Raw genomic sequence first — 18,943 nt, 5'->3', positions numbered from 1 at the left:
AATATTCTCAAAGTACTCGTTCACAGAGAAGCCCAAAAAATCTTCGACTTTATAACAAATTTCTAGAACCTCACTATTCTGATATTGTATATATCACATTGATTGAATATGCTTTTACTGGTAATAATACAGACACTCCTCTGATTTGGTACTGAATAGGAACATGCCTGCGTGTCCCTCCTTTATTATTTATTCCTGAGTAAAGGATTTCTCCTGAATCGGTTACCTGCATAAAGGTAGTTCCACCACTTACTGTGGCAAAGGGGCTACCATTACCCTCGCCTGTTCTCCTTACCCAAAGACTTAAACCATCTAAGCCATTGTCATTTTTTTGTACAGTGATATAATAAGACTCTGGCATTTTACCTCCATTAAAGTTAATAGTTGTTTGGTCTGCAGAACTTGTAATAGTTCCAGAGTAATCTAAACCTGCTTCAATAATTTCACTAGACGAAACGGAGGTATTCCAGCCCGACTTCACTTGAACCCGCTGTGCATGGGAAACAAAGGAGCTAACTATTAACACTAAAAAAACAAATACCCTCATTAATTGTCAGTCATTGTAAAGACTATTGAAAACGTCTTTGATGCATTTCTTAACTTACTAAAGTCCACCACTTTCAAAGAATAAATTAGGTTATAACCATTATATACACCATCTCCCGTATATGCTCCACCAATACCATTAATAATCGTTTGTGGTGTATCTCCTAATATTATTGATGAAGTAGAATAACCTAATGTACCTGCTCCGCTCCCTGAGTAATGAGAAATATCGAGTTTCAAATCAAGTCCACTTAAAGTTCCTCCTGACAATTGTGCTGATATTTTCCTTGATGTATTAAGATCTACAGCCGAGGTGAAGTTTATCCATTTAGTAGAATTCGTTACTTGATTCTTAATACCATCTCCTGCTTCATTAGGAGCAGATAAATCTAAGTTGAAACCACTATTATCAGGTTCAACATCCATTTTCGAAACACTTGACAAATTGAGATTTACCAAAACACTCGATTGACCGTAAACGGTACTTGAAATAATGAAAAATGTTATTAGGTACCTCATTTATTGGAAGATGATAGGTGAAACTGTTGACCCGTATTTTGAATCCTTCGGTCTATTGTTACTAAGGTGAAATTAACCATTTCTACCTTACTAGATTCAATTTTAACACTGGATACGTTGTTTAATATCTCATAATCCTTTTGATTTCCTGGTATATACACCGTTAATTTCCAATCGCCTGGCTTTATTTCTTTAAAAGAATATTTATCGTTCTTGTTGACGGATGTTACGTAAGTTTCTTCTCCATTGGTCAGTTTGGCTAACACTACTGGTTTAGACTGATCTTCTTTGGTATATTGATATTTATCCGTAATCCTAAAGTCTAGTTCGCCAGTAACTGCACCTGTTTTTACTAATGGTATCTCTAAGAAAACAGTACTATCAGCTACAATATCTACCTCTAATGGGGTTTTCTTTTCAGATTTAATTCCTGCCAATTCAAAAGTTGGGGGAATGGTAAAAATGTATTTATCTGGAAAAATATTATTAAAATGGAAGTTACCCAAAGAATCCGTTAAGGTTTGATAAGCCCCCAACTTTACCATGATGCCCTTTTGTGGAATACCCTCACTTTTTCCAACTAACTTACCTCCTAAGTGTCCAATATTCTTATTTTTTGCTAGCCTAGGATTTAGCTTAACAGTGTATTTTATACTAAAAAAAGAGGTATTCTGAATATCTACAGATAAGCCTGGAGAAATAGATCTAGCTCCAACTAGTGAAAGTGAGTGCTCTTTGAAATTAAAGGTTAGGGAGGCATTGGTAAAGTTTCTTTTTTCATAGAACTCATCAGGAGCATAGTTATTTCTATACATAAAATTCAGACGGATAAAGTCTTTGTAATTCAGGTCAACATTGCCGCCGTAATAAAAAAGGTTTTGATTTGTATTATCTGCTGAAAACTTACTAGTATGCTGATACTCCAAATATCCACCAATTACAAACCACGGCGTCACTGTTATATTAGGTTGAAGAGTGGATGCATAAGATTTCATCTTTTCTTGCGTATCAGAGACCAAAAGGTTTGCTGACTTTCCAAAACGACCTTGAGCACTGATTTCAAGTCTTGGCGAATTGTACGTATATGAAAAGTTGGTGAAATTCTCTTTATAATGGAATGAAGCAGGTTCTAATCTATCTTCACGCTCTTGGTTGGTAAAGGTTAGCACCCCTAAATGTTTCGAATTTAACTTATATGTAAGAAGAGCCGAATGAACTTTACTTAAGGGTGAAACAGAAAAGGAAGTGATATCAAAGCTCCTATTTAAGCTCGAAAAACTGCTATTAAGTCCCAAAAATATCTTAGAAGTAACCTGATAGTTTACCGAATTGAAAAAGAAATTACTGTTGTTATAAAAACCATGATAGTTTTTACCTGCCCTAATAGTCCTATTCTGAATTCTTAGTTTTCCTACTCTATAATAAGCTTGGCTGTAAATAGCCATATCTAATTTACCTTTTGCCAAACCAATACTCACTTCGGCATCGAGATCTAACTTTTTCCATTTAAAATAGCCAGAGGTGCTAACTAAGTTTGATATAAAATCGCCGTTCTTATCCGATAGCTTTTTTGTTATCTGATTTAGTTTAATTTTGGTTCTATTTCCAACAAGTGTCTCATAGCTAGCCCCAAATGCATAGTCCTGATTTAAAGCAAATCTCGCTTTTTGAAAGAATAGTGAAATGTTACTATTTCCCGTTTGATGTTCTAGTTTTATTCCTCTACCAGCCCTTCCAAATTCTAAGAGGTTAGAAACCCTGTTGGAAAAATCTCCTAGTATCACATTGCTATTGCCTTTATATGTATAACTCAGCGTATACTCATCATAACTGCCGAGATTTGGAACAGAGATGTTATTTGGGCCGTTGGCTACAAAATCTATAAAGTGTTTATTATCCCAGTCTAAAAAACCTCTTCCAGCTACATCAAAACGAAATGCCGTAGCCTTCTCATTTCCAAAAGAATAGTTTAAATGATTAACACCAACAGTTATAGGCAACCTTAAATGGTTGTCTATTTTATTCTCCCTGTCGCTGTAAACTGGTATTGAAACTACATTATAAACAGGTTTTTTACTATCAGAAAAGACAGTTATGTCTGACGAAATTTGCCAACTTGATTGATTAGTAAAGGGTATTATCTGGGTAACTTTTACCGTTTGACTACCGTTAGCCTCTACTATAATATCGTCAAAATCTATTGTTCCTAGGGTGGTTGTTAGTTTAAGTCTTTCAGCCGTATTTCCTAAGTTTTGAATCAAAAAAGGAGTTATTAGGGTATCTCCTTCTAAAACATGATTTGTCTTCTTGAGGTTGACAACTTCGATATTATAATTTTCGGAAACCTCTACATCAATGCTCTTAAACCCAATTATTTGGTCTCTTACGAAAAGACCAAATTCTAAATTATACTTCTGGGATGGTGTGTTTTTGGCAGTAGAGATGGTATACATATACCTCACTCCAGTTTCTCTGATAAATTTCTTCTCTGAGAGAATACTCCATCCCTCTGGCAGCTTTAAGCCACCAACATTTTCAGGAAATGAATTATGAAAATTCTTATTAACTTCTAAAAAAAGGGAGAAATAGTTGCCGGGTTTTATTTCTTCTAATTTGTTGACAACGCGTATTTTTTCAAGATTTTGACCGAAGGAACAAAAACTCAATAGAGTAAAGAGAAGTATGTAAACCGCGTTTTTCAAAGTTTACTTTAACGAAATTTTCGTGTTGCAAGGATGTTTCAATTAATATCAAGAGTGATATTTGAGGCAAAAAGGTCTTTGCTATTATCCATTACTAAGACCGTTTCATAGGTTCCTTTAGGTAAATCCTTTAATTCAAGAATGTAGGAAGAACACATTTTCGGATATATTCTTCTGTTCAAACATACAAAGGTTTCTACTTTCTCTCCGTTTTCATTGTATACCTCAAGATACAACCTAACTTTTTCAGAAAACTCGCTGTTATTTTTTACCATAACGTTCATCTTCTTTGTGGTACTGGTTGAGTCCTCCGAATCTTCCATGGCTAAATCGCTAACAAAGAGTTCAGATTTTTCCATGGAACCATTATCTGCAATTATCTGGACAGCGTATCGCATGATTGAATTAACACTTACTCCACTGGGCTGAATCTCATTGACAGGATCTGCTGCTTCAATCATCAAAACCGACCAATAAGAACCCTTTTCTAGCCCTTCAGGCAGTTCTATGCTGTAAAAAAGTGTATATTCTTCGCTTGGCTCTAATGTTTTTTCATCTATGGTTGTGCTTAACCATTCAGTGAGTGACCTTCCTGTTTCTGCATTATCAATGTATCTTATGCTTTCGCCGCAGTAGGCAGTCAAATCTTTCTTATAGAAAATGACTCTTTTAGCTACAGCAGACTCATTACGAAGAATAATTTCTCCAGTAACTTGTTGGCCTGAAGAGGTAGTATGAACATGTGTAAGACCGTTTAAAATCACTACGGCAGCCCACAATGAGTTACTGGAAATAACCAGCAAAGTTATAAGTACAATTTTTTTCATTAGGAAATCGGTAAGAATAAGAAACTGACGGCCGAAACCGTCAGTTATCTTTTATTAATCGTCTGCTAAAGTATAAGTAACGGTTACTGCATAATCCTTTGCTCTTAAATCAGCATAAGAACTATTTGGAGCATTAAAACTATAGGTTAACCGGTGACCTTTACTAGCACCAGTCTCTGTATATGCACTTCCAATTCCAGCAACAGCTACCTGATCAACCGTGCTAAGTGTAACCCTTCCTGCTGTAGAACCCAAGGTACCTTCACCAGTACTTGCGTTTCCAGCTTTAACTTTAATAGTTATACCAGGCACTAATTCGTCAATTTTCACATCAACGTGTCTTGAACTAGCCCCTCCGTCAACGAGAATAGAAGAGTAATTCAACCAAGTATCTGAATTGTCTTGAGCTTTAGTGATTTTCTCACCAGCTTCTAATGGTGTGGCTTGTGTAAATTCTGCATTAAAATTCTTTGATGCTGTCGACTCTAAATCTAGAAGTGCAACATTTGGTACTTTTACAGTAATTACGTGATTGTCAGTTTGGGTATCTTGAGCCATACTAGTTACTGACATTAGAGCACCAACTGCGAAAGTCATGAATGTTAAATTTCTTTTCATCTTTTTGTTTTTTGTTTAATTTTCCTTTGGCTCGGGAATATGGCAATTTCAGTTTTCTAAGTACCAACGAGCATTTGCTCAGTACGTACCAAACACCATGCCAACTGAAAAAATAAAAGGCAAAAGACACAATAACCACAAAAAGCTACTAATCAACTATTTAAAACAAAATACACACTCCTACAATAATCAGAATACCCTTATTGGAGCTACATCTTAACCGCTTATTATTAAGCGGTTACATAAAATGTTAACACAAAAATAATTCATCTCCACATTTTTTTATTTTATCGATAAAAAAAACATTTTAATCAAAAAAAATACCCTCTTGCGAGGGTATTTCTTAAAAATGAAGAACATTTTATCGTTTATCTTCTAAAATTCTTTCTTCCACCAGAAGCATTTCCGTCTCTACTACCTCTGTTATTCGGTCTTCTATTATTCTGTTTCTTATCAGCTTTTGGCTCCGGCTTATCTACAGGTTCATAACCTGGTATAATTTCACTTGGCAATTTCTGATTTAATAATTTCTCAATTCCGCGTAGATATTCGTACTCATCTATACATACTAATGATATAGCGTTTCCGCTAGCTCCTGCACGCCCAGTACGTCCAATTCTATGTACGTAATCTTCTGCTATATTAGGTAGCTCAAAATTGATTACATAAGGTAGTAATGGAATATCCAAACCACGTGCAGCTATATCTGTAGCTACCAAAACTCTTATCTCTCCATTTTTAAAACCTGCTAAGGCTCTAGTTCTAGCATTTTGAGTTTTATTACCATGAATGGCAGCAGAAGAAATACCTTTTTTACTAAGTTTTTCACTTAGTCTATTGGCTCCATGTTTGGTTCTAGTAAAAACTAAGACCTGTGTCCAGTTTCCTTCAGAAATCAATTTGATAGTTAAAGCAGTTTTATCTCCTTTATCTGCCAAGTATATTTTATGTTCTACTTTCTCTGCAGTGGTGTTTTCTGGTGTAGCCTCTACCAAAACAGGGTTTCTTAAAAACTCACCCGACATTTTCTTTATCTCTTTAGAAAAAGTAGCGGAGAATAATAAGTTCTGTCTTTTAGAAGGCAACAGAGCCATAATCTTTTTTATGTCTCTCAAGAATCCCATGTCGAGCATTCTATCGGCCTCGTCTAAAACCAGTATCTCCACATTACTTAAAGAGAGTGCTTTTTGATTATGTAAATCAAGCAGCCTTCCTGGCGTGGCTATTAAAATATCAACGCCTTGTCTCAAAGTTCTTACTTGTGGATTTTGGTTTACCCCACCAAAAATTACCGTAGACCTGATATCTAAAAACTCGCTATACTCTCTTACGTTATCGTAAATCTGAGCTGCTAGTTCTCTTGTAGGTGTTAGAATTAAACTTCTAATTGTTCTTTTTCTTGGTTGCTCCCCTTGCGAAAGCAGCTGTAAAATGGGTAAAGTAAACCCTGCTGTTTTTCCTGTTCCTGTTTGAGCCGAAGCTAAAACGTCTCTTCTATTTAAAACTTCTGGAATTGCTTTTTCTTGAATTGGAGAAGGTTGTGTATAACCTTTTTTATCAATGGCCTGTAATAATGAATCAGACAAGCCTAATTTTTCAAATGACATTAAGAATTGTTTATGAAACAACAATTCAAATTTTAAAAGTTGTTTCGGATTAAGCCGCAAAGGTACGTCTAAATTCTCACTTGGTTAATTTTAAAAGTAAAACAGATAGTTAAAGCACCATTTAGCACCGTTCTAAGCTAAAAAAAGAACCATTTAAAATCATTATTTACCACACAAAATAAACTTTATAAACGTTTAAGCTTCAAGCAATATATTTAACTAGCTATAACTTATAATATAAATGAACGAAAACAACAGCACCAAGCTGGACAGATTCCTATGGACGCTATCCGGCTTTAAGTCTAGTATCATATCCTCTTGTGGTATTGACAAATTTCACGCAAAAATAATTAGCGTACTCCTTATCATAGTTGGCTTATATGCCGCTCTTGCTTGGACCTTTTTTTTCCAAACCTTTAGCGAAAGCATTTACATCCCTGTTTTGGCAGGACTCTTCATGGGTTTCTTTATCATTGCTTTTGATAGAGCCCTTATTTCTTCTTTATCTTCTGGTAAAACAAACTACTTCTCCTTAGGCTTCCGATTTCTGTTAGCCATTTTATTAGGTGTGTTTTTATCTCAACCAATGATTTTAAAGTTTTATCAACCTGAGATAAGCCGTGAGGTGGAAATACTGGCAGATAAAAAAGTAGCCGAAAGAAAAGTAGAGCTAGCCGCACTATATAAAACAGAGCTAGAAAACCTAGAAAGCCAAAAGACTACACTTCAAACTCAAATAGACGATACCCAAAACCTCCTATCTGCTGCCGAAAGTGATTTCAAAATAGAAATGGATGGCTCTGGTGGCACAGGGAAATACGGATATAGCACCGTAGCAAAGCAAAAAGAGAAAATATTAAGACGCTACGAGCAAGATTTTAACAGCATAAGGCAAGCTAATATCCCTAAAATAGAAGCTATTCAAACGCAAATAGACGACTTCAATAATAAAATATCCAGTGAAATAGGCCTTTATCAAAGTGAGAATAATGTTTTTGGAACATTGATTCAGGCGGAAGCATTAAAAGCAATTATTGACAATGACGCCTCTGGTACTTTGAAGTTTCGTTTCTACCTGCTCTCACTTATTCTTATTTTAATAGAGCTATCTGCCCTCATCGCTAAAATGCTTTTTAAAATGGAAAGCTATAAAGGAAAGGTGAGTTTGATAGAAATGGAAGAAGTTAAGACCATAGAAAACGAAAAGGAAATTCTATTGACCAAAATGGATGAGCTCAAAACTCTCCGATTAGAAAGTGAAGTGGCTTTGCAAAAGCAGTACTTTGAAAATGCTAAAGAAGTAAATGATTCAAAACTGGCTGAACACCTTCAATCATGGAAAACTGACGGCGAAGGCACCGCAAAACAGTACTGGAACTCCTTTAAGGATAAATTAACTTTGGAAAGAAATTTTTAGATAATTGACAGTATATCTTTCATTCCTTTTTTGAATGTCAAGAAATAAATTTACTATTCCTTAAATTGAAAGAAAAACCATTTTCTATGTACAGATTGTTTCTCTTGTTCTTTGCCTCTTTAGTGTTCACTAGCTATACTCCCATCTCAGATTCTTATAAATCAGAGAACTTGGAAATTGAAAAGCTCACAGAGAACACCTACGTTCATACTTCTTTCTTTCCATATAAAGGAAGCAAAGTAAGATGTAATGGTTTGGTTTATGTACATAAAGGAGAGGCTTTTATCATTGACTCGCCTACTGAAAACGTTTCTTCCCAAGAATTGATAGATTGGCTAGAAAATGAAAAGCATTTAAAAGTGGTGGGTGTGGTAGGCACACACTTTCATGCAGACTGCCTTGGCGGATTAGAAGTGTTTATGGAGCGTAACATTCCCTCCTACTCTACAGAATTGACTAAAGAACTAGCGGTGGGGGAAGAAATGCCACAAGCCGAGCATACATTCAAAACCAAAAAGTATTTCATGGACAAAACGCTTCTTCTTAAATATTACGGTGCTGGGCATACCAAAGACAATATTGTAGCCTATATCCCCTCTGAAAAAGTACTATTTGGCGGATGCCTAATAAAAGAAGTGGGAGCTTCTGAAGGCTATACGGGCGATGCTGATGTAAACGAATGGTCAAATACTGTCAGGAAAATTAAGAGTAAACTACCTGAAGCAGAATACATAGTACCCGGACATGGTAAGTCTGGTGACGTTAGCCTTTTAGATTATACCATTGAGCTTTTTGATAAATAAGCCAAAAAGAAAGGTCTCCATTATAAAATAGAGACCTTTCAAATCAAACTAAGTTTGTTTTATCATTTAGTTAATGAAGCATAATAGATATCATACCAATCTTCTTTTGATAATTCAATATCCGTAGCGGTAGCTACATTCTTAATTCTTTCAAGATTAAGAGAGCCAATAATTGGCAACACACCTAAACTTATAAGCCAAGCCACAGCTATTTGCTCCAAATTAGCATCATGCCTTTTGGCCACTTCCTTCAAGCTCTTTCTTAATTTAATAGCCTGCTCAGAGCCGCCTTCTAAAATTTCACCACCTGCCAGCGGAGACCAAACCAAAGGTTTAGCATACTGCTCTTTGATAAAATCTATTCTTCCGTCTCTTATTGGGCTGGTATCTAACAGGTTTAATTCTATATGGCTAGTTACTATAGGTACACTCAAGTGCTTTGCTAATAGTCTATGCTGGTCGCCCGTAAAATTGGCAATACCTATATGTTTCGCCTTTTTAGTATGAATTATTTGCTGCAAGACCAAAGCCGTTTCTTCCGGATTTGCTGTATAGTCAAAACCATTCAACAGAAAGATATCTAGATATTCTGTTTGTAAATCGTTCAAAAACTTATCTACCGAGTCTAGCAAATAGCTTTTTGAATTATCAAAATATGGTTTGCCAGAACTCAATTCTCTGATACCACATTTTGCAAAAATCACAATATCCTTACGCTCTAATCCTTTTCCACTTAAAACAGAGTTAACAATCTTCTCTGTCTCTAGCTTCTCCGAAGTATCACCAAAGTCAAAAGTGTTGATACCTAAGTCTAAGCATAAATTTATAATCTCTTCAGCCCTTTTAGGGTCTGCCATCTTCTCATTTTCCCACCTCCAAAAACTGTAAATAGCTTTGGATACTTTAGGACCACTATCGCTTAAATATACTTTTTCCATCTCTTTCTGTTTAGTAGTACAAAAATAGGATAATTTAAGACTCCACTATGTAAATGAGCACAGCACAAATTTATTTTTTTGCTTTAACCTTACAAGTGCTTATTCTCAAGACCTTGTATAATGGACAAAAGCTAGCAGTACTGGTCAATAAAAAAACTACAGAAACCGCAATTAATACTAAAGCCAAAGTGCCTGTAATGATATTTTGCCAGTAAAGTAGGGCTATTACTAGTGCTACCGCAATTCTGAGCATCTTGTCTGTACTTCCCATGTTCTTTGTCATATCTGTAATCTTAATTGGTTATTAATTAATCAAATGTACCTCGGCATAAAGTCTTAAAAAGTGATAAAAATCACAAAGTCAAATGATTTTGATAGGCTCGACCTTTTCTGCTATTTTTGCAGCCTAATATTTATCAAAGAAAAGATGGCTTTAAAAGTAGGAATTGTTGGCTTACCGAATGTTGGAAAATCAACACTTTTCAATGCAGTTTCCACCAGTGCAAAAGCTCAAGCGAGCAATTACCGTTTCTGTACTATTGAGCCTAATGAGGCTCTAGTAGACGTTCCAGACGAAAGACTGGTTAAACTAGAAGAACTGGTAAACCCAAACAAAGTAATTCCTACACAAATAGAGGTAGTGGATATTGCTGGATTAGTAAAAGGTGCTAGTCAAGGTGAAGGCTTAGGAAACAAGTTTCTTGGAAATATTAGAGAAGTGGATGCTATCATTCATGTAATTAGATGTTTTGAAGACGACAACGTTCTTAGAGACGAAGGAGACATCAACCCAATTTCCGATAAAGAAATTATTGACTATGAACTTCAATTGAAAGATTTGGAGAGCATTGAGAAAAAGGTCAAAAGAATAGGCAAAATGGCCCGTGTGGGTGGTGACGCCAAAATGAAATTTGAGCTTGACGTAGTAGAAAAATGCGAAGCTTGGCTTAAGCAAGGAAAAAATGTAAGAGAACTAGAACTTAGCAAGGAAGAACTTCCTGCCATAGCAGATATGTTTTTACTTACCGTAAAACCTACGCTTTATGTAGCTAATGTAGACGAAGCCAGCATGCATACTGGTAATAAATATTCTGAAGCTTTACAAAAAGTAGCTGATGCGGAAGGTGCACAAATGATAGTGCTTTGTAATAACATTGAAGCAGATATTTCAGAAATGGAAGACCCTGATGATAAGGCAATGTTCTTTGAAGACTATGGCATGAAAGAAGCAGGTTTAGATAAATTACTTAGATCTGCTTATAAACTATTAAACTTAAAAACTTATTTCACCGCAGGTGTGCAAGAAGTAAGAGCTTGGACTATACAGGAAGGATGGACTGCTCCTCAAGCTGCTGGAGTTATTCATACAGATTTTGAGCGAGGATTCATTAAAGCTGAAGTAATGAGCTATGATGATTTCACAAAGCATGGTTCTGAGCAAGCCTGTAAAGAAGTAGGACGCTTAAGAATAGAAGGAAAAGAATACATAGTGAAAGATGGTGACATCATGCACTTCCGTTTTAACGTTTAAGTTTTAACGTTTTCTATAATTATCAGGAAGCTTAAACATTTCAAATGTTGGCATAATGAAATTATAACTATCCCAATAATCGGTACCTAAACCAACCGTGGTTCTGAAATTTTCGGTAGTGATGGGCACTTCTGCGTCTTGAATCATTCGAGCTGCTAGTTGTCTTGTCTCAGTTGCCAAAAATTTCAGTTCCCATCGGGTATTTACATCAAATCGTTTATCCAGTTTCTCTTTGTATTCAAGGTCTACTGTGATACTATTTTCATGTAAAACCCATTTTTTACCTGCCCTCCTGTATTGACTCACGTACTTTAGGCTTTCTCCTTTTAGCTTAACAGTACCATTCCCCCCTCCTATCACATCAAAAAGCCCTTTAGGCGTTAATTCATATTCTAACCTAATAATAGCCTTGCTATACGGCTCTATCCATATTTTTCCTGTTCGACCGCCCCTTAACCTAGAAGACCTGGGTTCAAAACTAACCGATAGTATTTCAATGCCATTAAAAGACGTTTGCATAGAGTCTACCCTAAACTTATAGCTTCCCAGGCTTCCTTTGGTTAAAAATTCTGGGAGTTCGGTCTCTAAGCTTCGGCTGGCTATAGGCATTCCGTTCACAAACTGCCACGCCTCTATTTTAGAGCTCTGCCCTTTCCAATCTATATATCGAGATTTAACCACTCTTATTTTGTCATTAAACACCTCTTCTTCAGGAAATCTTTCTACCCTAAGCACGGCTTCTTTTACTTTAACCACACCAATACCTTGAATAGTGGCTACTTCTTGATAAAATCCATTTTGAAAAAAGTTAGTATGTATGTTATTCTTTTTGATAGAATCAACTGCTGCTTGCACCAAAACTTTTGCTTCAGCTATACCTAGGGTACTCTTAATCAAGTCGGCTTTCTCTAAATACACTTTATACTCACTAAGTTTCAGTAACTCTCTGGCAGGCAAAATTCTTGTCTTATAACCAATAGCAGAAAAAGAAACAAAAGAGGAGTCTAACACCAAGTTTGGGAATTTAAAAACAAATTTTCCTTCAGCATTTGAAGTAGATGCATAACCACCATATTGCATATCAATCACCACCGAAGGTAATCGCTCTAAGGTCGTTTTATCCTCCACCACTCCTACCACCGTCGCCACTCCCTGAGCCCATAAGAAACAAGGCATCAACCAAAACAAAATAGTTTTTATCATACTTATCAAAAACCTCAAACTAGTTCAAAATATTATTTACCTAACCAACTGAATTAATATTTATACCAACTATAAAGAATTACTTACCAATCACACAATTTCTTGGTATCTCTTCTCAAAAAAAAGTAAATTGCTTTAACCTTTTATGTGAAAACTTAATTTTCCAAACTGCAAAAATGAAAAAGATATTTAAACTTTCCTTAGTTATAGCCTTAGCATTTAGTAGCGTATTTAGCTACGCTCAAATCTTAAACCCTAGAAGACTTGGTAAAAAAGTGGCAGACAGAGCTGCACAAAGAGTTGAACAAAGAGCCGAAGGGAAATTAAATGAGGGTATTGATAAAAGTGTAGACAAAGCTTTTGATAGTATCTTCAATTCCTCAAAGAAAACGACCGAAACTACGTCAAACACAGAAACTAAAGCAAGTACGCCTTCTACTGATAACTCTTCTGCTGATATATCTCAAGAGCAAGCCATGGGCATGCTAAGTGGTTTATTTGGCGGAATGGCTTCTACCCCTCCACCATCAGATAGCTATAGTTTTAATTCTTCTTATGTAATGAACATTAAGACTAAAAACTCTGATGGCGACTTTGACATGCAAAACAAGTACTACTTTACATCTAATGGCAATTATATGGGCTCTAAGATGCTAAGCGGCTCTAACCCTCAAATGTCGAAACAAGCACAAGGACTTGAGGCTATCATAATTGACTTTGAAAAAGAAAGCATGTACACTTTCATGGAAGCAGAAGGTAACAAAAGCATGATTGGGATTTCTATGAAAGCAGCCGGAGATATGGCAACTAAAATGGCTCAAGAAGAGAATTCAAAAACAAGTATTACTAAAACAGGTGAAAGCAAAACAATTGCAGGATATGCCTGCGATGGATATCTTTTAACACAAGGCAAAGACAAAAACCTTATCTGGATTAGTCGTTCTCGTGTTCCCGTGGTTTCATCCTATTATAAATCTTTTCAGAAAATGGCTTCATCAGGCAGCACTAGCCTATTTAAAATTGATGATACCGCTAATGTGGAGATGATGAAGTTTGCAGCAGAAGGAAGAGCCATGCTAGGCATGGAAAGCAAAACCGATGGCAAAGAGCAAATGTCAATGGAAGTAACAGATATCAAAGAAAGTGACAATTATACTATCCAAACTTCAGGTTATGAAAACATGATGGACTTTAACAAAATCATGCAAGATGCTCAAAAGCAGCAAGAGTCTGAAGATTAATCTAGGAAATGCCTGATAGCTAATTCATAGCCTTTAAGCCCTAAACCGCATATCATACCTACACACCTACTAGTTAGGTAAGAATGATGGCGAAAAGTCTCACGAGCATGAATATTGGAAATATGTACCTCAATGGCTGGTGTAGTGACAGATGACAATGCATCAGCCAATGCTACGGAAGTGTGTGTTAAGCCTCCCGCATTTATGATAATACCATCATAATCAAAACCTATTTCATGAATTTTGTCAATAATAGCTCCTTCATGATTACTTTGAAATTGACTTAAAGCTACTTCTGGAAATAGCTCACTTACCACTTTGAAATAATCATCAAACGTTTTATTACCATAAACCTCTGGCTCTCTTTTTCCTAAAAGATTAAGGTTTGGACCATTAATAATGATGATTTTTTTCATGATTAAATTTTAGTGAGTTTTAAATTATGACAAATGTAGGTTTTTAGATGTGATTAAGAAATGCCCAAAACTTTCGATTTTTCAAATAGTTTAAGTCATTCTCATAACAATAAGACTCCTTCTCAAAAGAAATCATCCTATACGCCGTCCAAAAGTTCCGAACTTTTAAGTAATGTAGAAACCACTCTAAGCCATACCAAATGTAAAAAAACACAATAAGTAATTCTAGCTGTTGCCTAATATGAATTTTCTCGTGATTGATAAGTGTAATCGATGGTTCCTTTGAACGGATTATAATAAAAGGGAAGATGGTTATTCCCGATATTTTTGGCAGCTTTATTCCTTTAATAGTTATCACTTATGTGCGAAAATGTTCTTCTGCAAATTAAGTATTTAGATTTACTTATTGGAATGTCTTAAAACATCTACCACATTATTATAAGCAGGTTTATAGGCTTCATTCCCTACTGTAATTTCAACATCTTTAGAAGATTTACAACCATCCTTATCTACAGTCAAGCGATAAACATATTTACCTTCTTTTTTAGGAGATATCCATAAGTCCTTCGACTTAGAGACAACTTTCTTGTCAATATTTCTCCACTCATATTTAGTATCTAGGTAAACATCGCCTGCCTGTAATTGAATAGCTTCGTTTTCATTAAACCTTTCTTTATTGATTTTGGCTTCTGGCGTAGGCTTTACAATAAGCTTAATTCTACCTTGTACTACCTCCCCATCTTTAACAACATTAACCGTATAAATACCATCATGATTTAACTGCACTTTCTCAAATTTCACTGCAGCTGATTTGCTTATAAAGCCATGTGGCCCTTCCCAAGTATAATCAGCACCTTCTTCATAATTAAGAAGAGATAAAATCAAACTTCTTCCTACACAAGTGTTTACATAAGACAGACCGGTCTCCTTCAAAAGCTCTTGATACTTAATGGTTTTTTGGTGCTCAAAAGAATAATATAGCATGCTAGAAGTGTCGGCCAAAACACTTTTATTCGGACACTTTTCAATCAAAGGGTCTATTCTTATAGCCTTCGCCTCTGCAAAAATTGCAATAAGAAACGAGCATATAAGCAAAGACTTATAGGTTAGAATAGATATCATTATAGGATGGTTGAGTAACACACTTTACCAAGCAAATTCCATGCTAAAAAATCCCCCAACAGCTAAACTGAAGGGGGATTCAAAAAAAATGTCCATAAAATATTACAAAATAGTAAAGCCTAAAGTAAGCTGCCATCCACTGGCTCTTTGGCTAAATTTATCTTCGTTTTTAAAGCTTAATGCGTTTATATCAGTTAAGCTTCCTTCTTTTCTTAAATCTAACTCCACTCCAAAAACTTTAACACCTACTCCTACTTGATAACCCCAAGTAGCGTTTTCAAATGCAGCATCCGTATTGGTGGTATATTCGGTCAAAGACTCTTTTAATTTTTGATCTTCAGACAATTTAAGAGAAGCTACTGGACCACCCATTACTCTTAAAAATTTAACTGGTTTAAAACCCACCAATATTGGTATGTCTAAATTTGTATATTTCACATCTACCACTTGTACTGGTCCTCCATTTGCTGGTCTTACCTCTACTTCTCCACCTTTAGTGGCTATTAATAACTCAGGCTGTAAGTATAGTTTTTGCCCCAAACGCCCCCAAACGCCAAACACAAATCCGGTTTTGGTATCAAGGCTCTCGTTTATATTATCTTTAAGCGAACCCGCCTCTGTAGAAATATTGGTTAAGTTAACTCCACCTTTTACCCCTAAAGCAGACTGCGAAAAGCCAACCGAACTAATTAATAATAAGGCCAATACTACTGTAATTCTTTTCATAATTCTTTCTTTTATGTTCTTAAATTCGCGTAATGTTCTGGTCAATAAACGGTACTTGCTTTTATCTTAGTACAATATTTCTAAATATTACTCGTCTCTGAAAGTTTAGATGTAAGGTTTTATTTATCGGTTGCACTAGTGAACCTTTTTCTTCATTATTTCTTTAAATACCTACCCTCACAAAAGGAAACTCAATAAATGGCAAAACAAAAAACTGCTTATTTCTGTCAAAAATGCGGTTATAACGCTCCAAAATGGTTAGGCAAATGCCCATCTTGTTTAGAATGGAACTCCCTGGTAGAAGAGTTAATTACAAAAGACGAACCAGAAAAAGGAAATTGGCGATTTGGAAGTCAAAACACTAAGCCAAAATCAAAGCCAAAAAAGATAAATGACATTCACACTACGGAGCAATACCGTATTATAACAGAAGACAGTGAGCTGAATAGAGTTTTAGGAGGTGGTTTGGTACCAGGTTCTTTGACACTTATTGGTGGTGAACCTGGCATTGGAAAGTCAACACTGATGTTACAAATTGCCTTAAGTCTTAAAGATTACAATGTTCTTTATATTTCTGGGGAAGAAAGTGAGCAGCAACTCAAAATGAGGGCGACTCGACTTAAGTTTGAAAACGACAGATGTTATATTCTAACAGAAACTTCTACCGACGCCGTCTTTAAACACATAGAAATGTTAGAACCAGATGTGGTGATAGTAGATTCTATTCAAACCATGGTCTCGCCATTGATAGAATCAGGTGCTGGCTCTGTTTCACAAATTAAAGAGTGTGCCGCCGAGTTCATGACTTTTGCCAAAGAGTCTGACGTTCCTGTAATAATGATTGGCCATATTACTAAAGAAGGTAGCTTAGCAGGTCCTAAAGTATTAGAACACATGGTGGATACAGTATTGCAGTTTGAAGGCGACCGTTACATGGCATACAGGATTTTAAGAACTACAAAAAACAGATTTGGTAGCACCTCAGAATTAGGCATTTACGAAATGCAAACTGATGGACTGAGGGAAGTTAGCAACCCTTCAGAAATTCTATTGTCTGAAAGAGCAAGTGAAATTAGCGGAATCAGTATAGCCTCCATGATGGAGGGAAACCGCTCCTTAAACATAGAAATCCAATCATTGGTAAGTACTGCCAATTATGGTACGCCACAGCGTTCTAGCAATGGTTTTGACGGCAGAAGACTTCAAATGCTATTGGCCGTTTTAGAAAAGAGAGGTGGTTTTAGATTAGGAACTCAAGACGTTTTCTTGAATGTGGCTGGTGGATTAAAAGTAGAAGACCCAGCCATTGACCTAGCTGTATGCGTTAGTGTGGCATCTTCCTATGAAGATTTGGCGGTAAGCCAGTCCTACTGTTTTGCGGCTGAAGTAGGTCTTGGTGGTGAAATTAGAGCCATTAGCCGTATAGAAGCTAGAATATCAGAAGCCGAGAAATTGGGTTTTAAAAGAATTTACATTTCGCAGAATAATATGAAAGGTCTTGATAAAGCGAAATTCGGAATTGATATAATAGCTTCGGAGAAACTTGAAGACGTTTTTCGTGACCTTTTTGGCTAAAATTTCTGATAAGCTTTTAAGGTTTGACCCTGATTAGGCCTTTTAAAAATTGTAACTTTACAGCATTAAAAACAATAAGATTTGCCAGATAACTATATTGACATTTTACTTTGGGTTATTGCATTCCCAAGCGGTTGGTTTGTAGGAAAACTTATAAAGTCAACTATCTTCCCGCTGCTTCACAGAAAAGCAAGAAAGACTGAAAACAGCATTGATGACGCAGTTATTGACCTATGTGCTAGGCTAGTTATTCCATTTTTCTGGGTGGTTGGTATTTGGATAGCTTATCACTTCAGTAATCTTTTTGCCGAATATAAGCCTGATATCAGAATTGCTATTTTGGTGTTTAACATCATTATTTTCACTTGGGCGTCTTCCCACTTTATTGCAGAGATAATTCAGCTCTATATTTTCAGAAAAGGAAAGGTATTTCCTAACACTTCTATATTTACCAACATTATCAAAATATTGGTATACTCCGTTGGTATTCTCTTTGTGATGCATGTTTTGGGCATTCCTATTGCCCCAGCATTGACCGCCCTTGGAGTGAGTGGTTTGGCAGTTGCTTTAGCTCTTCAAGACACCCTGAGTAACCTTTTTGCAGGTTTGCAAATGCTAGCCGCCAAAAAACTAAAACCTGGCGACTATATTCAACTGGATAATGGCGACGAAGGTTTTGTAGAAGATATAGCATGGCGTAACACTACTGTAAGAGCTTTAGGTAATCACATTATTATAGTACCAAACAGTACTATGGCAGGTAGTATTGTCAAAAACTTCATTCTGCCAGACTCGCAAAACTCTGTACTAATACCTGTAGGCGTATCTTACGCCTCCGACTTAAAGATGGTGGAGCGAGTTACCATAGAAGTAGGAACAGAAATTCAGAAAACTGTCCCTGGTGCAGTAGAAGACCATATTCCTTTTGTAAGATACAATGAATTCGCGGACAGTAGTATAAACTTTAATGTGATACTGAGAAGCAGTGATTTCACAAGTCAATACCTCATAAGACATGAGTTTGTAAAAGCTCTACATGAGCGATATAATAAAGAAGGAATTGATATCCCGTTCCCCATCAGAACGGTTTATATGAAGAAAGAGGAGTAAAATTTCAAAGCCAAAGAATTAAAACTCTTTGGCTTTGAAACT

At 36.0% G+C, this 18,943-nt stretch carries 18 protein-coding genes; 6 read left to right on the top strand and 12 right to left on the bottom strand.

Features of this window, described 5'->3' with window-relative positions:
- Positions 1–73: 73 nt before the first annotated feature.
- The 6 genes from AC0L6O_RS08165 to AC0L6O_RS08140 form a co-directional block, all read right to left on the bottom strand.
- On the bottom strand, positions 74–547 hold the full coding sequence (locus tag AC0L6O_RS08165; RefSeq protein WP_473307710.1) for a hypothetical protein: 474 nt from the start codon (positions 545–547) through the stop codon (positions 74–76).
- Positions 547–1,065, bottom strand: coding sequence for a hypothetical protein (locus AC0L6O_RS08160; protein WP_473307708.1), 519 nt, complete (start codon positions 1,063–1,065; stop codon positions 547–549). Before AC0L6O_RS08160 ends, AC0L6O_RS08165 begins: the two co-directional genes overlap by 1 nt.
- Positions 1,062–3,767, bottom strand: a complete 2,706-nt coding sequence (locus AC0L6O_RS08155) for a COG1361 family protein (RefSeq protein WP_473307706.1) — start codon at positions 3,765–3,767, stop codon at positions 1,062–1,064. The genes AC0L6O_RS08160 and AC0L6O_RS08155 overlap by 4 nt, the downstream gene beginning before the upstream one ends.
- A gap of 38 nt (positions 3,768–3,805) precedes the next feature.
- Positions 3,806–4,594, bottom strand: a complete 789-nt coding sequence (locus AC0L6O_RS08150) for a hypothetical protein (RefSeq protein ID WP_473307704.1) — start codon at positions 4,592–4,594, stop codon at positions 3,806–3,808.
- A 54-nt stretch (positions 4,595–4,648) separates the two neighbouring features.
- Complete coding sequence (locus AC0L6O_RS08145; protein WP_473307702.1) at positions 4,649–5,212, bottom strand: hypothetical protein; 564 nt, start codon at positions 5,210–5,212, stop codon at positions 4,649–4,651.
- A 368-nt stretch (positions 5,213–5,580) separates the two neighbouring features.
- A complete protein-coding gene (locus tag AC0L6O_RS08140; RefSeq protein ID WP_473307700.1) occupies positions 5,581–6,819 on the bottom strand; it encodes a DEAD/DEAH box helicase in 1,239 nt (412 codons plus the stop codon).
- A gap of 241 nt (positions 6,820–7,060) precedes the next feature.
- On the opposite strand from AC0L6O_RS08140, the gene AC0L6O_RS08135 reads away from it, so the two are divergent.
- A complete protein-coding gene (locus tag AC0L6O_RS08135) occupies positions 7,061–8,236 on the top strand; it encodes a DUF4407 domain-containing protein (RefSeq protein ID WP_473307699.1) in 1,176 nt (391 codons plus the stop codon).
- Between the two features lie 86 nt (positions 8,237–8,322).
- On the top strand, positions 8,323–9,039 hold the full coding sequence (gene bla, locus AC0L6O_RS08130) for a subclass B1 metallo-beta-lactamase (RefSeq protein ID WP_473307698.1): 717 nt from the start codon (positions 8,323–8,325) through the stop codon (positions 9,037–9,039).
- A gap of 62 nt (positions 9,040–9,101) precedes the next feature.
- On the opposite strand, the gene AC0L6O_RS08125 is transcribed toward bla, so the two are convergent.
- Entirely contained in the window at positions 9,102–9,977 is an 876-nt protein-coding gene (locus AC0L6O_RS08125) for an aldo/keto reductase (protein WP_473307697.1), read from the bottom strand.
- A gap of 70 nt (positions 9,978–10,047) precedes the next feature.
- Entirely contained in the window at positions 10,048–10,260 is a 213-nt protein-coding gene (locus tag AC0L6O_RS08120; protein ID WP_473307695.1) for a YgaP family membrane protein, read from the bottom strand.
- 144 nt (positions 10,261–10,404) lie between these two features.
- Between AC0L6O_RS08120 and ychF the strand changes: the two genes are divergently transcribed.
- Complete coding sequence (ychF, locus tag AC0L6O_RS08115; protein WP_473307694.1) at positions 10,405–11,508, top strand: redox-regulated ATPase YchF; 1,104 nt, start codon at positions 10,405–10,407, stop codon at positions 11,506–11,508.
- A 3-nt stretch (positions 11,509–11,511) separates the two neighbouring features.
- Here the strand turns inward: ychF and AC0L6O_RS08110 are convergent, their stop codons facing one another.
- On the bottom strand, positions 11,512–12,711 hold the full coding sequence (locus tag AC0L6O_RS08110) for a hypothetical protein (protein WP_473307693.1): 1,200 nt from the start codon (positions 12,709–12,711) through the stop codon (positions 11,512–11,514).
- Between the two features lie 176 nt (positions 12,712–12,887).
- Between AC0L6O_RS08110 and AC0L6O_RS08105 the strand changes: the two genes are divergently transcribed.
- Positions 12,888–13,952 carry a DUF4412 domain-containing protein gene (locus AC0L6O_RS08105; protein ID WP_473307691.1) on the top strand — a complete coding sequence of 355 codons (1,065 nt, stop codon included), beginning with the start codon at positions 12,888–12,890 and terminating at the stop codon, positions 13,950–13,952.
- On the opposite strand, the gene aroQ is transcribed toward AC0L6O_RS08105, so the two are convergent.
- From aroQ to AC0L6O_RS08090, 3 genes are all read right to left on the bottom strand, one after another.
- Positions 13,949–14,368, bottom strand: a complete 420-nt coding sequence (gene aroQ / locus AC0L6O_RS08100; protein WP_473307690.1) for a type II 3-dehydroquinate dehydratase — start codon at positions 14,366–14,368, stop codon at positions 13,949–13,951. The two genes, AC0L6O_RS08105 and aroQ, sit on opposite strands and share 4 nt — an antisense overlap.
- Before the next feature lie 399 nt (positions 14,369–14,767).
- Entirely contained in the window at positions 14,768–15,490 is a 723-nt protein-coding gene (locus tag AC0L6O_RS08095) for a hypothetical protein (RefSeq protein WP_473307689.1), read from the bottom strand.
- A 102-nt stretch (positions 15,491–15,592) separates the two neighbouring features.
- Positions 15,593–16,216, bottom strand: coding sequence for an outer membrane beta-barrel protein (locus tag AC0L6O_RS08090; RefSeq protein WP_473307687.1), 624 nt, complete (start codon positions 16,214–16,216; stop codon positions 15,593–15,595).
- Positions 16,217–16,414: 198 nt separating this feature from the next.
- Here AC0L6O_RS08090 and radA point away from each other — a divergent pair, with 198 nt between their 5' ends.
- Both radA and AC0L6O_RS08080 read left to right on the top strand, forming a co-directional pair.
- Positions 16,415–17,791: a DNA repair protein RadA gene (gene radA / locus AC0L6O_RS08085; RefSeq protein WP_473307685.1), complete on the top strand. Its 1,377-nt coding sequence runs from the start codon at positions 16,415–16,417 to the stop codon at positions 17,789–17,791.
- Positions 17,792–17,872: 81 nt separating this feature from the next.
- Positions 17,873–18,901, top strand: coding sequence for a mechanosensitive ion channel family protein (locus AC0L6O_RS08080; protein ID WP_473307684.1), 1,029 nt, complete (start codon positions 17,873–17,875; stop codon positions 18,899–18,901).
- The last annotated feature ends 42 nt before the right edge of the window (positions 18,902–18,943 follow it).

The organism is Arcticibacterium sp. GJ41-1, from assembly GCF_055808875.1.
Note: the sequence above shows the minus strand (reverse complement) of the source record. Positions and strands in the feature narration are given on the sequence as shown.

What these genes read in the sequence shown, in the direction of transcription:
- AC0L6O_RS08165 (WP_473307710.1), bottom strand. Translation starts at nt 547, where the DNA reads ATGAGGGTATTTGTTTTTTTAGTGTTAATAGTTAGCTCCTTTGTTTCC.
- AC0L6O_RS08160 (WP_473307708.1), bottom strand. Translation starts at nt 1,065, where the DNA reads ATGAGGTACCTAATAACATTTTTCATTATTTCAAGTACCGTTTACGGT.
- AC0L6O_RS08150 (WP_473307704.1), bottom strand. Translation starts at nt 4,594, where the DNA reads ATGAAAAAAATTGTACTTATAACTTTGCTGGTTATTTCCAGTAACTCA.
- AC0L6O_RS08145 (WP_473307702.1), bottom strand. Translation starts at nt 5,212, where the DNA reads ATGAAAAGAAATTTAACATTCATGACTTTCGCAGTTGGTGCTCTAATG.
- AC0L6O_RS08140 (WP_473307700.1), bottom strand. Translation starts at nt 6,819, where the DNA reads ATGTCATTTGAAAAATTAGGCTTGTCTGATTCATTATTACAGGCCATT.
- AC0L6O_RS08135 (WP_473307699.1), top strand. Translation starts at nt 7,061, where the DNA reads ATGAACGAAAACAACAGCACCAAGCTGGACAGATTCCTATGGACGCTA.
- bla (WP_473307698.1), top strand. Translation starts at nt 8,323, where the DNA reads ATGTACAGATTGTTTCTCTTGTTCTTTGCCTCTTTAGTGTTCACTAGC.
- AC0L6O_RS08125 (WP_473307697.1), bottom strand. Translation starts at nt 9,977, where the DNA reads ATGGAAAAAGTATATTTAAGCGATAGTGGTCCTAAAGTATCCAAAGCT.
- AC0L6O_RS08120 (WP_473307695.1), bottom strand. Translation starts at nt 10,260, where the DNA reads ATGACAAAGAACATGGGAAGTACAGACAAGATGCTCAGAATTGCGGTA.
- ychF (WP_473307694.1), top strand. Translation starts at nt 10,405, where the DNA reads ATGGCTTTAAAAGTAGGAATTGTTGGCTTACCGAATGTTGGAAAATCA.
- AC0L6O_RS08110 (WP_473307693.1), bottom strand. Translation starts at nt 12,711, where the DNA reads ATGATAAAAACTATTTTGTTTTGGTTGATGCCTTGTTTCTTATGGGCT.
- AC0L6O_RS08105 (WP_473307691.1), top strand. Translation starts at nt 12,888, where the DNA reads ATGAAAAAGATATTTAAACTTTCCTTAGTTATAGCCTTAGCATTTAGT.
- aroQ (WP_473307690.1), bottom strand. Translation starts at nt 14,368, where the DNA reads ATGAAAAAAATCATCATTATTAATGGTCCAAACCTTAATCTTTTAGGA.
- AC0L6O_RS08095 (WP_473307689.1), bottom strand. Translation starts at nt 15,490, where the DNA reads ATGATATCTATTCTAACCTATAAGTCTTTGCTTATATGCTCGTTTCTT.
- AC0L6O_RS08090 (WP_473307687.1), bottom strand. Translation starts at nt 16,216, where the DNA reads ATGAAAAGAATTACAGTAGTATTGGCCTTATTATTAATTAGTTCGGTT.
- radA (WP_473307685.1), top strand. Translation starts at nt 16,415, where the DNA reads ATGGCAAAACAAAAAACTGCTTATTTCTGTCAAAAATGCGGTTATAAC.